Source organism: Marinomonas rhodophyticola (genome assembly GCF_026113935.1).
GTDB classification, from domain to species: Bacteria; Pseudomonadota; Gammaproteobacteria; order Pseudomonadales; family Marinomonadaceae; genus Marinomonas; species Marinomonas rhodophyticola.
The window spans coordinates 20,969-42,765 of sequence record NZ_JAPEUL010000004.1 but is presented as its reverse complement, the minus strand read 5'-3'; the positions used below and the strand labels follow the sequence as shown (position 1 = coordinate 42,765).

The 21,797-nt window shown below is 43.2% G+C and carries 18 protein-coding genes, 6 pseudogenes and 1 riboswitch; of the genes and pseudogenes, 3 read left to right on the top strand and 21 right to left on the bottom strand.

Translation table 11 applies throughout. The features are described 5' to 3' along the window. Positions 1-131: 131 nt before the first annotated feature. The 4 genes and pseudogenes from cobW to ONZ52_RS00760 all read right to left on the bottom strand — a co-directional run bounded on the left by cobW (position 132) and on the right by ONZ52_RS00760 (position 3,335). Positions 132-1,219: pseudogene (cobW, locus tag ONZ52_RS00775) on the bottom strand (cobalamin biosynthesis protein CobW). Positions 1,220-1,258: 39 nt separating this feature from the next. After that, a pseudogene (cobM, locus tag ONZ52_RS00770) lies at positions 1,259-2,031 on the bottom strand (precorrin-4 C(11)-methyltransferase). Between the two features lie 46 nt (positions 2,032-2,077). Continuing rightward, a pseudogene (cobJ, locus tag ONZ52_RS00765) lies at positions 2,078-2,852 on the bottom strand (precorrin-3B C(17)-methyltransferase). A 117-nt stretch (positions 2,853-2,969) separates the two neighbouring features. Continuing rightward, positions 2,970-3,335 carry an MliC family protein gene (locus ONZ52_RS00760; protein WP_265216735.1) on the bottom strand — a complete coding sequence of 122 codons (366 nt, stop codon included), beginning with the start codon at positions 3,333-3,335 and terminating at the stop codon, positions 2,970-2,972. A gap of 266 nt (positions 3,336-3,601) precedes the next feature. Further along, positions 3,602-3,777: riboswitch (FMN riboswitch) on the top strand. Positions 3,778-3,901: 124 nt separating this feature from the next. On the opposite strand from ONZ52_RS00760, the gene ONZ52_RS00755 reads away from it, so the two are divergent. Beyond that, positions 3,902-4,387, top strand: a complete 486-nt coding sequence (locus ONZ52_RS00755; RefSeq protein ID WP_265217754.1) for a 6,7-dimethyl-8-ribityllumazine synthase — start codon at positions 3,902-3,904, stop codon at positions 4,385-4,387. Between the two features lie 87 nt (positions 4,388-4,474). On the opposite strand, the gene ONZ52_RS00750 is transcribed toward ONZ52_RS00755, so the two are convergent. The 4 genes and pseudogenes from ONZ52_RS00750 to ONZ52_RS00735 all read right to left on the bottom strand — a co-directional run. Then, complete coding sequence (locus tag ONZ52_RS00750) at positions 4,475-5,716, bottom strand: leucine-rich repeat-containing protein kinase family protein (protein WP_265216734.1); 1,242 nt, start codon at positions 5,714-5,716, stop codon at positions 4,475-4,477. A 66-nt stretch (positions 5,717-5,782) separates the two neighbouring features. Further along, positions 5,783-6,142: a DUF1304 domain-containing protein gene (locus tag ONZ52_RS00745; protein WP_265216733.1), complete on the bottom strand. Its 360-nt coding sequence runs from the start codon at positions 6,140-6,142 to the stop codon at positions 5,783-5,785. An 82-nt stretch (positions 6,143-6,224) separates the two neighbouring features. After that, a complete protein-coding gene (locus tag ONZ52_RS00740) occupies positions 6,225-6,347 on the bottom strand; it encodes a hypothetical protein (protein WP_265217781.1) in 123 nt (40 codons plus the stop codon). A gap of 28 nt (positions 6,348-6,375) precedes the next feature. Then, positions 6,376-6,420, bottom strand: a pseudogene (locus ONZ52_RS00735) (hypothetical protein); the annotation flags it as partial. A gap of 170 nt (positions 6,421-6,590) precedes the next feature. Between ONZ52_RS00735 and ONZ52_RS00730 the strand changes: the two are divergent. Beyond that, on the top strand, positions 6,591-7,229 hold the full coding sequence (locus ONZ52_RS00730; RefSeq protein ID WP_265216732.1) for a class I SAM-dependent methyltransferase: 639 nt from the start codon (positions 6,591-6,593) through the stop codon (positions 7,227-7,229). 149 nt (positions 7,230-7,378) lie between these two features. Further along, positions 7,379-9,616, top strand: coding sequence for a YgiQ family radical SAM protein (locus ONZ52_RS00725; protein ID WP_265216731.1), 2,238 nt, complete (start codon positions 7,379-7,381; stop codon positions 9,614-9,616). A 104-nt stretch (positions 9,617-9,720) separates the two neighbouring features. On the opposite strand, the gene ONZ52_RS00720 is transcribed toward ONZ52_RS00725, so the two are convergent. The 13 genes and pseudogenes from ONZ52_RS00720 to ndk form a co-directional block, all read right to left on the bottom strand. Next, positions 9,721-10,323, bottom strand: coding sequence for a hypothetical protein (locus tag ONZ52_RS00720; protein WP_265216730.1), 603 nt, complete (start codon positions 10,321-10,323; stop codon positions 9,721-9,723). 168 nt (positions 10,324-10,491) lie between these two features. After that, positions 10,492-11,541 (bottom strand): succinylglutamate desuccinylase/aspartoacylase family protein, encoded by a 1,050-nt coding sequence (locus ONZ52_RS00715; RefSeq protein ID WP_265216729.1) that lies wholly within the window; start codon positions 11,539-11,541, stop codon positions 10,492-10,494. Further along, positions 11,541-12,446, bottom strand: a complete 906-nt coding sequence (gene rimK / locus ONZ52_RS00710) for a 30S ribosomal protein S6--L-glutamate ligase (RefSeq protein WP_111606423.1) — start codon at positions 12,444-12,446, stop codon at positions 11,541-11,543. The genes ONZ52_RS00715 and rimK overlap by 1 nt, the downstream gene beginning before the upstream one ends. A 208-nt stretch (positions 12,447-12,654) precedes the next feature. Beyond that, positions 12,655-13,992: a ribosome biogenesis GTPase Der gene (gene der, locus ONZ52_RS00705; RefSeq protein ID WP_265216728.1), complete on the bottom strand. Its 1,338-nt coding sequence runs from the start codon at positions 13,990-13,992 to the stop codon at positions 12,655-12,657. An 89-nt stretch (positions 13,993-14,081) separates the two neighbouring features. Further along, complete coding sequence (gene bamB / locus ONZ52_RS00700; protein ID WP_265216727.1) at positions 14,082-15,215, bottom strand: outer membrane protein assembly factor BamB; 1,134 nt, start codon at positions 15,213-15,215, stop codon at positions 14,082-14,084. A gap of 3 nt (positions 15,216-15,218) precedes the next feature. Beyond that, a complete protein-coding gene (locus tag ONZ52_RS00695) occupies positions 15,219-15,860 on the bottom strand; it encodes a YfgM family protein (protein WP_265216726.1) in 642 nt (213 codons plus the stop codon). 66 nt (positions 15,861-15,926) lie between these two features. Continuing rightward, a pseudogene (hisS, locus tag ONZ52_RS00690) lies at positions 15,927-17,205 on the bottom strand (histidine--tRNA ligase). A gap of 9 nt (positions 17,206-17,214) precedes the next feature. Beyond that, positions 17,215-18,328 (bottom strand): annotated as a pseudogene (ispG, locus tag ONZ52_RS00685) (flavodoxin-dependent (E)-4-hydroxy-3-methylbut-2-enyl-diphosphate synthase). Between the two features lie 8 nt (positions 18,329-18,336). Beyond that, positions 18,337-18,780 (bottom strand): RodZ domain-containing protein, encoded by a 444-nt coding sequence (locus ONZ52_RS00680; protein WP_265216725.1) that lies wholly within the window; start codon positions 18,778-18,780, stop codon positions 18,337-18,339. A gap of 7 nt (positions 18,781-18,787) precedes the next feature. Beyond that, positions 18,788-19,363, bottom strand: a complete 576-nt coding sequence (locus ONZ52_RS00675) for a helix-turn-helix domain-containing protein (protein WP_265216724.1) — start codon at positions 19,361-19,363, stop codon at positions 18,788-18,790. Between the two features lie 179 nt (positions 19,364-19,542). Then, on the bottom strand, positions 19,543-19,980 hold the full coding sequence (locus ONZ52_RS00670; RefSeq protein WP_265216723.1) for a tetratricopeptide repeat protein: 438 nt from the start codon (positions 19,978-19,980) through the stop codon (positions 19,543-19,545). 144 nt (positions 19,981-20,124) lie between these two features. Continuing rightward, a complete protein-coding gene (gene rlmN, locus ONZ52_RS00665; RefSeq protein ID WP_265216722.1) occupies positions 20,125-21,240 on the bottom strand; it encodes a dual-specificity RNA methyltransferase RlmN in 1,116 nt (371 codons plus the stop codon). A gap of 145 nt (positions 21,241-21,385) precedes the next feature. Next, complete coding sequence (gene ndk, locus ONZ52_RS00660; RefSeq protein ID WP_111638332.1) at positions 21,386-21,793, bottom strand: nucleoside-diphosphate kinase; 408 nt, start codon at positions 21,791-21,793, stop codon at positions 21,386-21,388. Positions 21,794-21,797: the final 4 nt, after the last annotated feature.

Below are 21,797 nucleotides of genomic sequence, written 5' to 3'. Positions count from 1 at the left end.
CGATATTTATTCACGGCGTTACGAGCGAAGCCAAGACGAGGCAAAAATAGACGAGAAAGCGGAGTTTATAGTTATAAATGAGCAATTCGAGTCTATTTTTAACAAAGTATTGGCAAGTGCAGTAGCCGTGATCAAGCACTCAGGGCATCATGCAAAACGCCTTCTATCTGCTCTTTATGAATACCTTTACCGATGAACACTAACTGGGTTTTACGCACTTCTTCTGGTTGCCATAAGCGGTCAAAATAACGATCCAAACGTGTTCCCACGACCTGAAATACTTGACGCATTGGCTTACCGTGTACTGCAGCAAAGCCTTTCACACGAAAGATATTATGTTCTTCAACCAGTTGAGTCAGGGTGTCTTGCAAAAGATCAGACTGCACTTCACCTAATGTCACGACAAAAGAATCGAAATGATCGTGAGCATGGTCATGATGCGCACCATGAGCGTGATGATGATCATGATGGTTATGTACCTCATCGATTCGGCTTTCTGTTGCTGCATCAATGCCTAACAAAACATCCAATGCCGCCTCACCATTTTCGATATAAACGGTTTTGACCGTGCTTGGCACTTCATGGGCAATAATGGCTTGAACACGGGCGCGCTCTTCGTCATTGAGCAAGTCGTTTTTACTGACCACAACCAGATCGGCGGCACTTAGCTGATCATCTAATAATTCTTGCAAGCTTGGATCATGATCCAAACTTTCATCCGCTAAACGTTGTGCTTGCACCTTGTCTTCATCATGGGCAAAACGACCTGCTGCAACTGCAGCGCCATCCACCACAGTAATCACTGCATCCACAGTGCAATACTCTTTATCCCCAGCCAATTAAATGCCTGTACTAACGGTTTTGGTAGAGCCAGCCCACTGGTTTCAATCAAGATGTGGTCAATATCACCACGGCGTGCCACAAGCTGCTGCATAACAGGCAAGAACTCTTCTTCTACCGTGCAACAAATACAACCGTTAGCCAGTTCATAAAAGCCGTCGTCACTGCGCTGTGACGTCTGTTCGCCCTCTTCCCCTTCAGGACAATCTAATGGACATGCTCGCAATAGATCCGAATCAATATCTAATTCGCCAAATTCATTGACGATCACCGCTATACGTTTGCCTGCGGCTTGCTTTAGCACATTGGATAATAAAGTGGTTTTACCACTGCCCAAAAAGCCAGTCACAATTGTGGTAGGAATTTTATTCAATTGCATGATTCATCCTTTCTTACTTTTAGGGATAATATATTTAAGTTAGGTATTTTTAGGCTTATGTATCTTACGAAAAATGTGCGCTTGTCCTTTATCGTACAAATAGGAATCCGCAAAATCTTCTGTGTCTAACACCTTCCCGACCAGTATCAAACTGGTACGAGTGAATTTTTCTCTCTTACTTTGGCGACAATGTCCGCTAAAATGCCCACCACATAATCTTGATCTGGCCAGCTGGTGCGATAACACACCGCAACAGGACAGTCCTCACCATAGTGTGGAATCAGCTCTTCAACAATTTTATGAATACGCGTAATACCAAGATGAATCGCTAACGTCGCGCCACTTTGCGCCAACGCTGGCAAACGCTCTCTTTCTGGAAAAGGCGTTTTGCCTTCATAGCGTGTCATGATCACTGTTTGTGACACGCCTGATAAGGTCAACTCTTTGCGTAATAACGCGGCCGAGGCGGCAACAGCACTGACACCTGGAATCACTTCGTAATCAATACCTAAGACTTCTAAACGGCGAATTTGTTCACCAATTGCACCGTATAACGCCGGATCACCAGATTGCAGACGAGCAACGTCCTTGCCTTCTTGTGCCGCCTTTTCGATAACGGCGGTGGTTTCATCCAGATTCATCTCGGCGGTATCGTATATCGCTTCCGCAGAACCACGCACACTGTCAATCACTTGTGGGGGAATCAAAGAGCCTGCATAAAGAACTATCGGGCAGCGTTCCATGGTTTTGACGGCTTTCACTGTCATCAACTCTGGATCGCCAGGACCTGCACCAATAAAGTAAACCTTCATTTATTTTCCCTTATCACTTTTTTATACAGAGCAAACACCATAAAAACTAAAGCTTTTTAGAATAGCCACGCGGGGTGTAAATCCAATGTTTTTCACCATTCACAATGTGTTTGGTGTCAGAATTACCGACGCTAACCATGGTAAACATATCCACGTTTTTGGCATCTAATTCACCAAGCGTCGTAAAGGTGATTTCTTCTTCCGGACGGGTTAATTGACGGCCAATCATAACAGGGGTGCTGGCTGGACGGTATTGCAATAAAACATCACGAGCGTGGTTTAATTGCCAATCGCGTTTTTTTGACACGGGATTATAAAAGGAAACCACAAAGTCACCAGCACCACAGGCATGAAGACGCTTATCAATGGTTTCCCATGGTGTTAATAAATCGGACAGTGAAATAGTACAGAAATCGTGACCCAGCATGGCACCAACTCGGCTAGCGCCGGCTTGCATGGCGGAAATACCAGGGATAACTTCAATATCGACATTTAGCCACTCAGGGTGATTTTCTTTGCCTTGTAATTGCATATCCAGCAACTCAAATACCAAAGTCGCCATGGCATAAATGCCAATATCACCACTGGAAATCAGCGCGGTATTTTTGCCTTGCGCAGCCAAATCTAAAGCCAAACGGGCACGACCAATTTCTTCGCCTAGAGGCAAGTCATGGAAGGTTTTTCCGGCGCTAAGCTCACCCAACAAGTCCAGATAATAACCATATGCAACCCAATCACTGCAGACCGCTAACGCTTTCGTGGCATTGGGAGCCACCAGACCTAAATCACGGTACCATGCCCATTACAAATAACTTGCTCATGCACTCTCTACAATCTAATCATGCGCCACAAGGCGCGAATAAGACTATTGTACACGGATTGCAAATCTGACGGGATGAAAACACCACTATTTCAAATGAACGCTTTTCAGGAAAAAATTAAGACTCAATGCGCACAAGCTGACACTGGAACTTTTTCATGCTGCGAAGTTCAAGTTGCGCTTCATCACTATGAATCCAAAAAGATACCCCCTCACCCAAGTAAGAAGCGCCGGAGGCACTCACGGCTTGGGTTAACTGATACTCTTTTTTCTGCCAAGACAGTTGAGCTTGATCAGCGTGAAAAAGAATGGCTAATGGTTTTCCATTGCAGTTATAAACAGCAGAATTAGTTTGTATGGTATTTTCAGCTTCATACATGTCATCGTCAGAGACATTAGTCGTCTTAACGGAACTGCAGGCTACCAAACCCAAAAAAGAAAAAATCACTAAGGTATTTTGTAAGGCTATTTTTTTTATACGCATTGTCGAGACTCCATTCTAGAACCACTTGTTCCAGTCCACTTATTTGTCTGAGTGATGGCTAAGTAGCTTAAATTTTAACACTCCATTCGATCTCTAGCCAGAAAATAAGACCCGCCACATTGATGGAGGTGGTTACTTCCACCAATCCGCTCTTTTATTTATTGATGAACAAAAGCGTTGTCACAAAATCACCACAATTGAGCCGACTTGAGACTTTGACAGCAAGTGACAAAAACGAGTATATTTCCTTGGTCGGATGTATCCGACTTCGTTCTCGGGGCGGGGTGAAATTCCCCACCGGCGGTAAAGACTTTGTTTAAACTAAAAAGTTTAAACAACAATCTAAGCCCGCGAGCGCCTTTAAGAAGTTTTTCTTTTAGGGTCAGCAGATCTGGTGTAATTCCAGAGCCGACGGTCATAGTCCGGATGATAGAGAGCGCGTCAGACAAAACCTATTAGAGTACCGTATTTTTTGCGGTGCCCAACAAAGGTATGCCATTTAAACATGGTGTATTTGCCTGCCCGTTCGCCCTGATTCACCTTAAATATTTAGGATTATAAAATGAATCAGAGACTCAACGAATATTGAATTCACTCCAGCAACAAAACGTATCGCTATTCTTCATGCTTCTTGGCACACTGAAATCGTGCTCAATTGCGTGGAAGGCTTCACTAAAGAACTTGTTTCTCGTGGTTACGATGCGTCGTTAATTGACATTATTCCCGTGCCTGGTGGCTACGAAATCCCACTACAAGCAAAACTGCTCGCAAAAAGCGGACAATATTCCGCGATTGCAGGCACAGCATTGGTTGTGGATGGCGGCATTTATCGCCATGATTTTGTTGCCTCAACTATTTGCAACGCCTTGATGCAAGTTCAATTGGAAACGGAAGTACCGGTTCTTACCGCAGTACTGACGCCACATAACTTCCATGAGCACGACGAACACAAAAACTACTTCAGCCGTCACTTTATTAAGAAGGGGATTGAGCTGGCGAACGCTTGCGATCAGACTATTCGCTTGACTGAGAAAGCCAAACAAATGCGATAAGCGTTTACTCTTACGATCAACAGAATCGTTAAACGCCTCGTATCTCATGAGATACGAGGCGTTTTTTTGTTTTAACTGTAAACCCTACTAAGAAAAAGCATGAGATTTCAGCGATATATAAAGATCACTATTCTTATCAGCCTCAATACATAACCCCAACAAATCATCAATAAAAAAACCTAACGCCCGTCGCTCTATTCGCTCTATTCCTTGTTGCTGTTGTAACGACAAGTTGGCATATTTTGATGCCGCACCAAAGTCACCAAACAACACGTGGCCCTCTTCGTTGATCAGAGCATTGTGGGCATAAAGGTCACCATGGCTGACTTTTTTCTCGCAAAAATGTGCTACCAATTGATCCACTTGCTCCACAATACGAGCGATTTTATCAATCGAAAACCGCTGATCTAAGGCAAAAGTATCCCGTGTACAAGAAGCAAGACTGGGTGGCTGGCCTAGATTCGTGTAATGAGCTGGAATCAATTCCATCACCAGCGCAGCACAGTCTTCCTCTGTTACTTTTGCCAAAGGCTGAACAAGATTAGGATGATTCCCTACCGCTAAGCATGCATCCAGTTCATCCTGCGGAAAACCGTCACTGGTCACCTCGCCTTTAAATACTTTTACTGCCACAGAGTCTGAAAAATGAAAGGGGTTTTCTCGCCATGTCGCGAGGGAAATAACCCCAGATGCGCCCTGCCCTAAAACCTGATGTAATTCTAAGTCTCGAAATTGCACTGTCTTAAATTCATTATGGGGATCACGTGCAGCACAAAATGGATTACCAGAAAATGCTAACCAAGCCAAACGAGGTAGCGTTAATAAAACATCAGGAAAAGCCGCCAGCTTATTTGCCGACAAACGAATCAACTCTAATTTACGACAATGAGCAATGGAATCAGGCAATGCTGTTAAACGATTCCCTGCTAAAGCCAGCTTCTGTAGACGAACTAACTTTCCAAAATCCTCCGGAAGAGAATCGATTTTGTTATCGGTAAGAATTAACCAACGAGTCAGTATAGGCAATGAATCAGAAGACACGGTCATAATTTGGTTGCTTTTAAAGCCAATCATTTCCAAGTTTTCACATTGCCCTAGAACCTTTGGCAAGTGAGTGAAACGATTATTCGAGCAAAAAAGTATACGAAGTTTTTTGAGACGCGACAGGTCTGCGGGTAACTCACTTAGCTTATTATTCGACAAATCTAAAATTTCTAAACTATCAGCAAGATCGAAAATAGCCTCAGGGAAAGTCGTTAAATTATCGGATAGCTGCAAGCGGACAACGCCTTTCAGCTCTCCACGGTTAAGTTGATCGAGTGTGTGCAAAATAAAACTCTTTATAATGAAAATTTACACACATTATAACCAATTATGTACATTGTATGGTGGCTTTTAGCCCGTTAATAACACAGCAATTAATGCCATCAAACCTGGTAAACCTTGTACAAACAAAATCTTCTTGCTTGAGGTAATGGCACCATACACGCCAGCGACAACCACACAGAGTAAAAAGAAAATCGTTACGTGCGATCCCCCGTCACCAAGCCACAAGCTCCACAGCAGGCCCACAGCAAGAAAGCCATTGTAAAGTCCCTGATTCGCTGCCATCACCTTACTTGCTTTGGCAAAGTCTGGCTTCAATCCAAAAATCTTCATGCCTTTAGGCGTATCCCAAAGAAACATCTCAATATACATGATGTAGAAATGCAAAAATGCGACAAAAACCGTGGCTAACGTTGCGATTAACTCCATACCCTCTCTCCTTCTTATTTTTATCCCATTAAGCATGGCTTTCCCCAGTCTCCTATCTCATTGCCGTCAAGAAACAGAGAAACTATTTTGCTCTATCCTGGTCTACTTCACCAAGCACGTTGGATTTTTCATCTGTTTGTGCAAGTTTTTGCTGGAAATCTTGCAGCGCAATGGTCAGCGCACCTACGGCGACTCTGGAGTTCAATATCGTGACTTTCCAATAATGCAATAAGATCAACAGCCAACTTGATATGATCTGGCGCCTGGTCTAAAGACATAAAAACTCCATGCGAAAAACGGCAATAATATATAGGTAAAATACACTAAATAGTCCGTAAAAAACCATTTTGCCGTCTATAATGGCTTTTGGCATTATCAATTGTTCAGCGAAAATAAGACAAATACAATACACACCGAACATAAACAAGCCTAATTTAACGAGGTTACCGTGATTACAAATGAATTTTGGTTAGATCGATGGAAAACGGGACGTATCGGCTTTCACCAAGAAGGTGTTAATCCTAAACTAATTGAGTTTTGGCCCATATTACCAAAAGGCAGTAGCGTTCTTGTGCCTTTATGTGGCAAGTCCAATGATATGATCTGGTTGGCGGAACAAGGCTATTGGGTTACGGGCGTTGAACTGTCTTCCTTAGCAGTAATTCAATTTCTAGGTGATAATGACTTATCCTATGAAACCTATCAACAAGGCGAATTAAAAATTCATACTGTCAACGGCTTGCCATTGCGTATTGTTGAAGGCGATTACTTTTTATTCAACGAAACCGAATTTAATGCCTGCTACGATCGTGCCGCGATGATCGCTATGCCAGATTCCAAACGCACTGAGTATGTCTCACATACTCTTCAACGCTTATCCTCCACTGCCAGCTTATTGTTAGTCTCATTACACTATGATGGCGACAAACAAGGACCACCATTTTCTGTCAATGATGATAGTGTTGTGTCCCTCTGGGGAAATCAAATTCAAAAAATCGCCTCTGAAAACTTAGCTCTGACAAATCCGCAGTATAAAGAGGAAGGACACAATATATTTGAGGAAAGCGTGTGGCGTATTCAACCTTAAATAATATAAGCCCTAATAGACCTAGATTAGGCTGTCTACCCTAGGTTTTTTCTGGGATAATACAGCACAATTTTTCACCGATAATCCATGTATCCTTGTAATTGCAGCACGATAGTCATCGCCATTACGCCCGATACCAAGAGTAGATAATGATCAAACGACATAAAACCGCCAAGCATCTCTTTTCTTACCCATTGTATTGGGCCGAGTGTTACGGTGTTTCCCCCTTTCTTCCGACCACCAGAGAGGAAATGGATGCCCTTGGTTGGGACAGCTGCGATGTGATTATTGTCTCCGGTGATGCTTACGTGGATCACCCAAGTTTTGGCATGGCGGTATTGGGCCGCTTATTAGAAGCGCAAGGTTATCGTGTCGGCATTATTGATCAGCCTGATTGGCGCAATACGCAAGACTTTATGCGCCTTGGTCGCCCTAATCTGTATTTTGGCGTTACCGCTGGCAACATGGACTCCTTGATCAACCGCTACACCGCCGACTTAAAAGTACGCAACGACGATGCTTATACGCCGTACGGCGTTAGTGGAAAACGTCCTGACCGCGCGGTTATTGTCTACTCTCAGCGCTGTAAAGAAGCCTTTCATGATGTCCCTGTGATGATTGGTGGCATTGAGGCCAGCCTGCGACGCATTGCTCAATACGATTACTGGAGCGATGAAGTGCGCCGCTCAGTATTAATCGACTCTACTGCGGATATTTTGCTTTACGGCAACGCTGAACGGGCTATGATTGAAGTTACCCATCAAATGGCCATGGGTAAAACGCTTGACGAACTCACAGACATTCGCGGCACAACTATTGTTCGTAATGCGCCTCCTGGCGGCTACACTGAAATTGACTCCACGCGTGTTGATTGGCCAGGCAAAGTCGATCAGATCTACAGCCCTTACGAATACATTCCAGAAGGGAAATGTCAGACTAAGGATGAAGACGAGTCCGATGTCATGCCAATCCGTGTGATTCCTGCACCGCTGCGTCGCGGTGAAAAGCTCGATCCTGAAAAAACGTATATTCGTTTACCGTCTTTTGAAAAAGTATCCAAAGATCCCGTTTTGTACGCGCACACCTCTCGTATCTTGCATCTTGAGTCAAACCCACATAATGCTCGGGCGTTGATTCAAAAACATGGCAAAAAAGAAATTTGGGTTAATCCACCACCGATTCCATTAGAAACACCTGAAATGGACGGCGTGTTTGATTTGCCTTATGCGCGTGTGCCGCATCCGAAATACAAAAAAGCCCGCATTCCGGCTTATGATATGATTAAGACATCGATCAATATCATGCGTGGCTGTTTTGGTGGCTGTACTTTTTGTTCGATTACCGAACATGAAGGACGAGTCATTCAATCTCGCTCACACGAGTCCATCTTGAAGGAAATTGAAGACATCAAGGATAAGGTGCCAGGCTTCACAGGCCACATTTCTGACCTTGGTGGACCAACCTCCAACATGTACACACTAAACTGTAACGACGATGAAGTACAAGCGTCGTGCCGTAAACTGTCTTGTGTTTACCCGACCATTTGCTCCAACTTGAATACCGACCATAGTCCAACGACGCAACTGTATCGTAAAACTCGTGCAGTTGAAGGCATTCATACTGTGTCTATCGCTTCAGGCTTACGTTATGACCTTGCTGTAGAAGATCCTGAGTACGTTCGTGAGCTTGTCACTCACCATGTGGGCGGCTTACTAAAAATTGCCCCAGAGCACTCAGAGCAAGGCACCTTATCAAAAATGATGAAGCCGGGAATGGGAACATACGACCGCTTCAAGCGCATGTTTGATAAATATTCCAAAGAAGCAGGCAAGAAGCAGCATTTAATCCCTTACTTTATCGCTGCCCATCCAGGCAGTTCAGACGAAGATATGCTCAACCTTGCCGTCTGGTTAAAAACCAATGATTTCAAACCAGATCAAGTACAAACGTTTTACCCATCGCCCATGTCATTAGCAACGGCGATGTACCATTCTGGCAAAAACCCATTAAAGCCGGTGACATATAAGAGTGAAGACGTTTATACCCCTAAAGACGCCAAGCAACGCACTGTACAAAAAGGCTTCTTGCGCTATCACGATCCTAGCAACTGGCAAAATCTTCGCGATACGCTCATTAAAATGGGCCGCACCGACCTTATTGGTCATGGTGACAACAAATTAGTACCAGCGGAAGAGAAGGACAAACAGATTCATCGTCGTCCTCAGAAAGCAAAACCAGGTCAAGCGACAGGCGCCTCTCACACGTCAAACAGACCAACGATGGAAAAAAATATTGCGGCAGAAAAGGCTCGTCGTAAAAACAGCAACACGATGACAACAGTGCCAGCAAAACGTCGCAAGACAAAAGTAAAATCTCGTCAACAGTAAGCCTGTACCAGACGTCATTTTCAATATAAAACGTCAAACACAAAAAATGCGTCATGTTTCTTCAACATGACGCATTTTTTATTGAATGACATATTGGCTATGTTCTATTTAATCAACGCTCTGCGACGGCAAGTAATGACTAACTCAATCGCAGCGATAAAAATTAAGGTATAACCCAAGGTTTCAACGCCCTCTTCAACAATATTCTTCACAAGGCGCATATAGGAATCTCCCATAATAGCTTGCCAATATGACCCTCGCCCAAGTAAACGAGAAAAGACTACGATGGTGACAAAACCCGCCAAAAAAGTGCCAAAGCTGGGTTGCTGAGAATATTCTTTTAATGAAGCATATATGGAAGAAAAGCGTCCCCATAGAAAAACAAGCACGCAAACAAAAATCAAACCAACAATACTTTGCCAAGCGCCATCAAACACATACATGTCCAATAAAGAATCAGATTCACGCACAAACATCATGGCCAGCAAAGCACCAAGTAAGGTTGCTGCTATGTTTAATTTCGCGTCTAAACGTGCTGCATACAAAAACAACATACAGCTGAAAAATGACATAAAGTCTTGCATATGCTCAGTCAACGAACTCTCACTGTACTGAGCGGCTGTTTGAAATTCATAACCCTCTAAAGAGATTAATTGAGCCACTCCAGCCACGGCAAAAAGATACGCAAGACTACGAAAGATAAACATATAAAACCTCGACTTGTAATAGCGAGATTTTAATGAAAAAAAGTGAAAAACGATGCATTACAAGAAGATGACACTATCATTTCTTATTTCATGCGCATGTTATGACATTTTATAATTAATATGTCATAACATGCGCACTAATATGATGAATAATATCGCAAGAGATAATTAAGAAGATTTATAATCAATAAGACTTAATGACGCCTCACTATCCATTAACTCATCTTGCATACTTTCTACATAACCTGCCACTTCATCAGGCGCCAAAAAGTGTGCTATGTGATACATGGCATCCCCTTCTTGAACTAATGGAATATTCTGCTTACCAATAATGATCCCGCCATTTTTGCACAACACCTTGTCCAGAATATCACCATAGGGGTCTTTAATTTCAGCCAGCACATCCCCCTCTTCAACAAGGTCACCCAATTCTTTGATGTGCGTGGTAAAACCGCTGTCCGTGGCGCGAATCCAGCTGCTGCTTCGAGCAATTCTAGGTTCTGATAGCGATTTTTTACTACGCGACTTAGGCAGCATACCTAAATGCCTCATCACACCCACAATGCCTTTCACACCGGCTCTTATAGACAGTTCATCAAAACGTAAAGCCTCTCCTGCTTCATAAAGAATGACTTTCGCGCCCACATCATTTGCGCATTCTCTTAATGAACCATCACGAAGGTTGGAATTCATCAGCACAGGCACACCAAATGCTTTCGCAATTTCTAGTGTTTCGGGGTCATCAAGGTTGGCTCGAATTTGCGGCAAATTCGTACGGTGTAAACTCCCAGTATGAAGATCAATACCGTAATCTGCTTTGGAAACAATTTCATTTAAAAAGCGATCAGCGACACGACCGGCCAAAGAGCCACGCTGAGAGCCAGGAAAAGAACGATTCAAATCACGACGGTCGGGTAAATAGCGACTCTGACTTAGAACACCATACCCATTCACAATGGGCACAGCTATCAGAGTCCCTTTCAAATTTTCTAAATACTTACTTTGAATAATACGGCTAATAATCTCAATGCCATTAAGTTCGTCGCCGTGAATGGCCGCACTAATAAATAATGTTGGACCAGATCTCTTTCCACGTTTAACAAAAACGGGCATCGACATATTTGTATCTGTATACAATTTCACCATTGGCAGCTTTATTCTTGCAGTGCCGCCTAATGGAATATCCACACCACCAATTGTTAAAACTGTTTTCGCCATTAGCCCTTCCCTTTTGTTTTGGTATTACTCAAAAAAGCTGTCTTTTCAATGTGCTGAATAATCATCGAAGCAACGTCTTTTCCTGTTGCTGCCTCAATACCTTCTAAACCTGGCGACGAATTAACTTCCATAATCAAAGGACCATGATTAGAGCGTAAAATGTCAACACCACACATATTCAAACCCATCACCTTTGCGGCTTCTACTGCCGTTCGCCTCTCTTCTGGAGACAATCTAATTAACGATGCCGTTCCACCACGATGAAGGTTAGAGCGAAATTCACCTTCAGCGCCTTGTCGTTTCATAGCAGCAATAACTTTACCACCAACAACTAGACAGCGAATGTCAGCACCACCCGCTTCTTTGATGTACTCTTGCACCAAAATATTGGCTTTTAGTCCCATAAAAGCCTCAATGATCGATTCTGCGGTTTTATTAGATTCCGCCAACACCACGCCGATCCCCTGTGTACCTTCTAATAACTTAATGACAACAGGCGCACCACCGACGTTTTTCAACAAGTCGCCTATTTTATCAGGATGGTGAGCAAAACCTGTTTTAGGCAAGCCCAAGCCCTTACGAGACATAAGCTGCAAAGATCTTAACTTATCACGTGAACGACTGATCGCCACGGACTCATTAATACTGTAAGTCCCCATCATCTCAAACTGTCTAACCACTGCTGTACCATAAAAAGTTACTGACGCGCCAATTCTTGGAATAACGGCATCGTATTTTGGTAAAGGTTGACCATTGTAACGCACAGACGGATTGCTACTGGTGATGTCCATATAGCAATGCATGGTATCAATAACATCTACCTCATGACCGAGCTGCTCACCGGCTTCAACCAATCGACGAGTAGAATAAAGCCGAGGATTACGAGAAAGTATTGCGATTTTCATAGATGTCCTTTGAACAGAAAAATAAAGCACACAAGCAAACTATGCTTATAAAAAGTGTCTATAAATAGAGAAAGACCATTGGCGCGAGAATAGTGAATCAGAATAAATTTAGAAAGAGATTTCTGCTTTTTCCATCAAAAAATCTCCAAGCATCTTTGCATCACAAAAACACTTAGAGATTCATTGAGCATTCAACAGAAAATAGCGATTATTTTTTCGGTGAAAACGGGTTTTCAGATGACTTGAACTCAAAAATAATCGGTGTACCGGTGATATTGAGCACCGTTCTAAACTTATTTTCCAAGTAGCGCTTATAACTACCAGGTAAAGAGTCTGTCTGATTTCCGTGCACCACAATGCGTGGCGGATTAGAGCCGCCTTGGTGGGCATAGCGTAACTTAATACGACGACTGTTCACCATTGGAGGCTGATGCTCTGCAACAGAATCTTCCAAAATCCGTGTCAAACGGTTGGTTGTCCATTTGGCATAGCAAGATTCATACGTACTCTCGATGGTATCGTATAAATCACCAACGCCCGTACCATGCAAGGCTGAAATATAATGAACCTTCGCATAAGGAACAAAACCTAAACGACGCTCTACTTCACTCTTAATGTGTTCGCGATCCTCTTTTTTAAGACCATCCCACTTATTAATAGCAATAATCACACCGCGACCAGCATCCAACACATAACCGATCATATGAAGATCTTGCTCAACCAAGTCTTCGTGAGAGTCGATCACAACAATAACCACGTTAGCGTCTTGAATGGCTTGCAACGTCTTCACAATAGAGAACTTTTCAACCGCTTCTTTCACGTGTTTACGACGACGAATACCTGCTGTATCAATAAGAGTGTATTCTTTATCATGACGAACATAAGGTATATACACACTATCGCGAGTCGTACCAGGCATATCATAGACGACCACACGGTCTTCACCTAACATGCGGTTAACCAACGTAGACTTGCCCACATTTGGACGCCCCACTACGCCAATACGAATACCACGAGACTCTAAACTAATCTGGTTTTTCGCTTCTTCAACACGCTCAGCATAAGGCAACATGACTTTATCAATTAAGACATGAACACCTTTACCATGGGAAGCCGCAATCGGGTGCAACTCACCAAACCCCAATGAATAGAAGTCCGCTAATGCGATATCTTCGTTAATGCCATCTGTCTTATTAACCACAAGAGAAACAGGCTTATTCGAGCGACGCAAATGATTAGCGATCATCTCGTCAGCAGGGTTTAAACCATGGCGGCCATCCACAATAAACAAAACAGTGTCGGCCTCTTCGATTGCCAACAAAGACTGTCGTGCCATTCTTTCATCAATACCTTGCTCATCACCACTGATACCACCAGTATCAATAACGATAAACTCATGTTCGCCAAGCTTACCATCACCGTATTTACGATCACGGGTCAGGCCAGGGTAATCGGCAACTAAAGCATCACGGGATCTCGTCAATTGATTGAAGAGCGTTGACTTGCCAACATTGGGTCTACCTACCAATGCAATAACTGGAATCATTTTTTTACCTATAAAAATACAAAGCGGCCACCACCCTAAAAAAGGATGGCAGCCTCTTTAAAAAATCGCTAACAAAATCAAAATTAATTTCAGTAGCTCAATGCCGTCACATTAGAGTTCGGCGTAAGAATAAACAGCTGCTTATCATTTGCGACCATACGACTGCCTGGTGGCACCTTGTTGTCAGCAACCTTGTGCACTGCTATTTCACCTGTGTTTAAGTCAAGTAAATGAACATAACCAGCTCGGTCCATAACAGCAACATAATCTCGGAAGAACTCAGGTGAAATCAAATCTCGCTCAACAAGATCTGTATTCTCCCATACTTCTGTACCATTTTTTGCATTCAGAGCAATGACTTTACTCGTCATATCAACAGCAATAAGTAGCTCTCCTCTCACCGCCACGCCAACTGAACTCGCAATACTGCGTTGCCATAATGGTCGTCCGCTATCAAGAGAAAGCGCAACAAGTGTTCCATTATAAGCGACAGCGTAAACAACGCCATTGCTTACCACCAAACGACCATCAATGTCACTCAGCCTTTCTATTTCATAACGGCCCTCAGGCTTCCCTACTTCATAAGACCACAGTAGATTACCACTTTGCAAAGAAAACGCTTTTAACTTACCACTTGCGAAACCGGCAACCACTTTGCCATCCGCAATAATGGGTGCGCTTGTACCACGTACTGTTAACGATGGCAAATCTTCTTTGGCCCGCCATAAAATATCACCAGACTCTGCATCCAGCACATTCAACCAGCCATCCGCTGTCTGTATTGCTAATTTACCAGCAGCATAAGCCGCTTCTGACAACACTTCTGAACTTAACGTTTTCTCCCATAAGACAGATTTATTCGTCAAAGAAACAGCAATCAGCTTGGCATCATATGTACCAAAAAACAGTGTATCACCATGACGCGTGACGCCAGAGCTGGGTTGAAACTCTGTCGATACGGTGTTTCTCTTTTTACCTTTTTCTTGCCCTAGCTCGTAAACAGTGCCTTTTTCTGTCACAAAAAACAGAGCATCATCTTCCGCAACAAGGTTAAAACGCTCGCTCGATTCACCAAAGTTTCCATCCACTCCAGTTCGCCATGACGTTTTTAAGTTCACTTTCGCATCTAAAGCAGGCAAGTCTGGTAAAGCAGGACGAGAGTTAGAGCACCCTTGGATGACTAGAGCAGAAAATAATACAACAAGAAAAAGAGACTTGTTCATAATTTAGCCTTTTACCAAATCTTTTAGTTTAATATCAAGCAGAGGATGATTCACACCCACGCCTAATGCTTCGTTTGCTTTCATGTAAGCAACACGCGCATCATCACGCTTGCCTTGCGATATTAAAATATCACCAATTAATTCTTGCTGTTGCGCAGCAAACTCTTCAGCGGTTACTTGCTCAGCACGAGCCATCGCACCCGCATAATCTTCTTTTTGAAGCAATAAACGCGCAACTCGTAAATTCGCAATAGCGATAAAAGACACATCCTTAGTCTTTGCGATAGCCGTGTCTAATGCATTGATAGCGGCATCGTATTGACCATTCTCAGCATCGACTCGCGCTAAAAACAATTGACCGAACATCGCGTAACCTGTGTCGCCATAATCATCAACTAACTGCTTGGCGATAAAGGTAACTGTTTTTTGGTTCTCTTCGTCACTCAAATCCGCTGATGCTTGAATCAAATTTTGATAAAGAGCGGACGCTTCACTCGTGTAATTCGCTTGACTCGTTTTCCAAGCTTGCCAGCCGAAATAGCCACCAACAGCAAGCGCTACTGCGACAAGCAGAATAACACCATTCTTCTTCCACCAAGATTTAAACGCTTCGATTTGTTCTTCTTCAGTCTTTAATTCAGACACTTTCTTTTCCTCATATAAGGCACTGCCAAATTACTTAAATGGCAGCACACCATTAAATCCAAAAATTCAATTAAATTTAGTATTTAGGTAATTAATAACATCATCGAGTGGGTAAGATTGTTGCTCTCCCGTTGACATGTCTTTTACTTGGCAAATACCTTGATCTATTTCGTCTTGACCTAAAATAATTGTAAAGCGTGCCTCTGATTTATCTGCCTTTTTCATTTGGTTCTTAAAGTTACCACCACCACAATGACGCAATATAACCAAATTGGGGGACCATTTCGCGCAATGTCTCAGCCAAAATAAAAGAAGCGACTTCGGCATCGTCACCAATACTAACAATAAAAATATCAGCAGAAAATTTAGCTGATTGAGGAATCAAATCTAACGTTTCAAGCAATAAAACTAAACGCTCGATGCCCATTGCAAATCCTACAGCAGGTGTCGACTTACCTCCTAGTTGCTCGACCAAACCGTCATAACGACCACCTGCACAAACGGTCGCCTGAGAACCTAGATGCGTCGTTACCCACTCAAAAACAGTTTTACCGTAATAATCTAAACCGCGCACTAAGCGGCGGTTAATAACATACGGTATTCCATTAGCTTTCAAGATGGCCTGTAAAAGATCAAAATGAGCCTGCGATTCTTCACCAATAAAATCTTCTAAGCTTGGCGCTTCTTTTAGTATCGCTTGGGTCGATTCATCTTTAGAGTCTAATATCCGTAATGGGTTCGTCGCTAAGCGGCGCTGGCTGTCTTCATCCAATTGCTCTTTAAAGGCCGTCAAGTATTCAACCAAAGCGGCTTTATACGTTTCACGCTCAGACGCCAATCCTATGGTATTCAATTGCAGCTCAACATGCTCCAACAACCGCAATTTTTTCCACAAGCGAGCAGACAAAATAATCAACTCAGCGTCAATATCAGCCGACCCCATACCAAAAGATTCGACACCGATCTGGTGAAACTGACGATAACGCCCCTTTTGCGGACGCTCATAACGAAACATAGGCCCCGTATACCAAAGGCGTTGAGTTTGATTAAACAATAATCCAGCCTGATCCGCAGCGCGAACACAACTTGCAGTACCTTCAGGGCGCAAGGTCAATGACTCGCCATTGCGATCATTGAATGTGTACATTTCTTTTTCCACAATGTCAGTTGTTTCACCGACACCGCGCTTAAACAAATCCGTGTTTTCTACGATAGGAAAACGAATTTGCTGGTACCCATACGACTTAACAACATCGGCCACTGTTTTTTCTAAATATAGCCAAACAGAGGATTGATCAGGCAAAATGTCATTCATTCCCCTAATCGCTTGAATTTTACGAGCCACAATGGATCCTTAATTTTTTACAATGATATTGGCTAATTCTCGTTCTTTGAGAAGCGCCTTTTTACGAATCATTTTTTCTAAGTCATCAACAAGCGTTTCATTCTTAGTTTTGCTATTAGGCTTGCCATCTTGGTAAATCAAGTTATTTGGCGACCCACCAGCGAGGCCAATATCAGCCTCTTTGGCTTCACCTGGGCCATTAACTACACACCCAATAACAGCCACATCCATAGGAATAACAATATCTTCAAGTCGCTCTTCGAGTCTCATTCATTGTCTTAATGACATCGAAATTCTGACGAGAGCAGCTTGGACAAGCAATGAAATTAATGCCACGATTTCGCAGTTTCAAACTGCGCAACATATCCCAACCCACTTTAATTTCTTGAACGGGATCTGCAGCTAAAGAGACACGCAAAGTATCACCAATACCGTCCATCAAAAGTAAACCAAGCCCAATAGAGGATTTCACTGTGCCAGAACGCAAACCACCAGCCTCTGTTATCCCTAAATGCAACGGGTTATCTATTTGACTGGCAATTTTCCGGTAGGCTTCTACCGTCATAAAAATATCAGATGCCTTTAAGCTCAACTTATATTCATGAAAATCTAACTCATCAAAATATTGAATCTGACGGAACGCAGACTCAACCAAGGCATCGGGTGTCGGCTCTCCGTATTTTTTTTGCAGGTCTTTTTCCAAAGACCCCGCATTAACACCAATACGAATGGGAATATTTTTATCGCGAGCGCAATCCACAACCGCACGAACACGGTCTTTATTGCCAATGTTACCAGGATTGATCCGCAGGCAATCAACACCATATTCGGCCACTTTCAAAGCGATTTTATAGTCAAAATGGATATCAGCAACCAATGGAATTGACACCGCTTCACGTATTTTTTTAAACGCTTCAGCCGCATCCATTGATGGAATAGATACACGCACAATATCCGCACCCGCCTCAGCGATGGCACGAATTTGAGCGACTGTTGCATCAACATCGCAAGTTTCAGTGTTCGTCATACTTTGAACACTGATGGGTGCGCCACCACCAACTGGCACATTCCCAACCATAATTTGACGTGAATGGCGACGTTTTATAGGGGATTCAAAATGCATAAGAGTCTCTACTTGAGCTCAAATCGAGCCAAATCGTTACGAATAGAAGAAGAAAAATCGAACACTTCGCCTTTAAATTTCAAAGATGACACGCCTCTCGCGTAACCAAATACAATGCGATAAGGCGCTTTGCCTGTTAAAGACAAATTACTGCCCGCTGTCTTCACGCCAGAAAATAGAATTTTACCTGTGGCATCACGCACTTCTGTCCAACAATCCGCACTAAATGCGACTTCAACCTCATCGGTATAAGACGGCACAGTAGGGGCCGGCGTTGAAGGTACTTCAGCTGTTGCTCTTATAACATCCTCTGGTCGTACGCCCGCCTCTTCTAAAATGGCCATAGTCTCAGCTGACAAGCCAGTCACAACGGAACTAGTAGGTACTGATGGCGATTCAACAGCTTGCTCCTTAATGTCACTGACACCTAGATCACTTGTACTACTGCTCACATCACTATCACCGAGCCTCTGCTTCGTTCTCGCTTGTCGAAGTAGGTAAATCTGTTGACGCCTCTGGAGACACAGTCGGCTCATCGGGGGTTTGTAATGCCTCCATATTCGGCTCAACCATAGAAGCACTTTCACTGGCTTCTATTTGCTGTTCCTCTAAGGCTACTGTAGCCGATTGAGACGGCCACCAAAAAACTAAAAATACGAGAACAGCAACAATAACGACGGAAATAAACACAACAATAGGGTCACCTAGATGCGTTTGCTTATTCACCTTGTCGACAGGCTTAATGGTTGACTCAGCAACGTCCCTGCTACTGTCAAATGCATGCAACATCTCTGTATGCTCTATGCCTAACAAACGACAGTAGCTCTTTAGAAATCCTCGAGCAAAGGTCACAGAACGGAAATATTTAAAATCATTCGCCTCAAGTGCTCGCACTTGATCAATCGGAATTTTTAGCGCGGTCGCAACATATCTTTCATCAAACTCTAGCTCTAGTCTTTTTGACTTTAATCTATTGCCAATGTTAATAGTGTGCGTTTTGCTTACAGAAGCGTTCGTTTGAGATTCAGTTGTCATGTCAATACCTTGAGCCATGCAGGCATGTAAAATTACTCGCTGATGAATACAGTGTAGGGTCAGTCTCGCGTGCAGTTAGATGCCGCGACAGACAGTTGTATTCATCAAAATGCACCGATCCTCGGGCAATTTCTTTATCAGCCTGGATATTATTAAAAATTAAGCGAGCTTTGTCATTACTACCCTGTATTAAAACAAGATTGAGGCTCGGTCATCAAACCAATCAGAGGTAAATCTGCAATTTCTTTTGCCTGTTTGAGATAGTTTCCTGCCAAGTTTACTTGATTCTGACGTATTGCACATCTAGATAGATTTATTTGCACAGATTGACGTTTTAACAAGCGACTGGTATCGGCTTTTTCAAACGCATTACAGGCCTCTCCCCAGCGCTTCTTTAAGCCCAGCAGCACACCGTAGTTATTCCAGATAAAATCATCGTCTGGGTATTTTTGCAGCGCCTGATGATGTATTGAAAGCGCTTTATCATTAGGGTCAACGCTGAGCCAATACAAACTCAATAGTCGCCAATAATCATTGCCACGCTCGGACATACGAACCTGGTCAAGTTGCTTTTTCGCCAAGACCCACTGCCCCAGCAAAAGATGCGCTTGAACCATCAACAACCTCTCAGAATCAGACGTTGAGGATGATGGCGTGGAAACAGGTTTGTAAGCACAAGAGGCGCTCAATAAACAACACAAAAAAAGTGGCAACCAACACAACCGCATACTGACATCCTTGTCATTCACTAAAGAAAATAATTAACTTTTCACTTCTCGCAACTCAATGTATTTCTGACTACGGCGTGTTTTATCGTGGAAATCTCCAACCAACTGGCCACAAGCCGCATCGATATCATCTCCCCGAGTGGTTCGAACGGTCACAGTGTAACCCGCATCCGCCAAAATTTTCTGGAAACGGCGCGTACGATTATTCGATGGCTTTTCATAACCAGAGTGAGGGAATGGGTTAAATGGAATTAAGTTAACCTTACACTCCAAATCTTTAAGAAGCTCAGCTAACTCATAAGCCTGCTCTTCGTTATCATTCACACCAGACATTAAAGTATATTCAATTGTGATATGACGCTTGTCTGGCAGGTTGGCCAAATAAAACTGGCACGCCTCTAACAGTTCAGCAATTGGGTATTTTTTATTAATGGGTACAAGCTCGTTGCGCAAAGCATCGTTTGGCGCATGCAATGAAATCGCCAAAGATACGTCTGTACGTTTCACCAACTCATAAATTTTAGGGACGACACCAGAAGTACTCAAGGTGACGCGACGCTTAGACAAACCATAAGCATGGTCGTGCATCATTAAAATCATCGCATCAACAACCGGCTCAAAGTTCATTAAAGGTTCGCCCATTCCCATCATGACCACATTGGTAACGCGACGAGGGCCGTTTGGATCCATAGGTCCAAAGGATTTAATCGCAATCCAAACCTGACCAATGATTTCAGCAGGCGTTAAATTTCGGTTAAAACCTTGCTTACCCGTTGAACAAAAACTGCAATCCAGAGAACAACCTACCTGCGAAGACACGCACAGCGTGGCTCGGTCACCATCTGGAATCAAAACCGTTTCAACACAGTCATTCTTGCCCCCTTCAGTACGAATAATCCACTTACGCGTACCGTCAGTAGAAATAGTCTGCGACACCACTTCGGGTCCACGAATTTCACAGATCTGCTCTAGTTTTGCTCGTAACGCCTTACTGACATCTGTCATTTCTTCAAAGCTTTCAGCCCCCTTTTGATGAATCCATTTGATCACTTGAGTAGCACGAAATTTCTTCTCACCAATAGATTCAAAAAACTCAATCAGCTTGTCGGGGGATAAACCTAAAAGGTTTACTTTTTTGATGTCAGTCATAATTCAATATCGCTTGCTATAAGTAGCATTAAGTGTAAACGAAAAAAGCCTCTGAAAAGAAAAATCTTTTCAGAAGCCTCTGTAAAAAAGCGGGCTAGCGCCCGCTTTTTTAAAACAGATCGGACATAAAAGTCCTAGCTGTCAATTACTTACCGAAGAAGTAAGCAATTTCACGAGCTGCAGACTCAACAGAATCAGAACCGTGAACAGCGTTTGCATCGATAGACGTTGCGTAATCTGCGCGCAAAGTACCTGCAGCTGCATCTTTAGGGTTAGTTGCACCCATCAGTTCACGGTGACGAAGAACAGCGCCTTCACCCTCAAGAACAGACACAACAACAGGACCAGAAGTCATGAAAGCAACCAAATCTTTGTAGAAAGGACGCTCTTTGTGTTCAGCGTAGAAACCACCAGCCAATTCATCGTCTAGTTGAATCATTTTAGCTTCAACGATTTTGAAACCAGCACGCTCAAAACGAGTGTAAATTTCGCCAATTACGTTTTTCGCAACAGCATCAGGCTTGATGATAGATAGAGTGCGTTCTAACGCCATGATA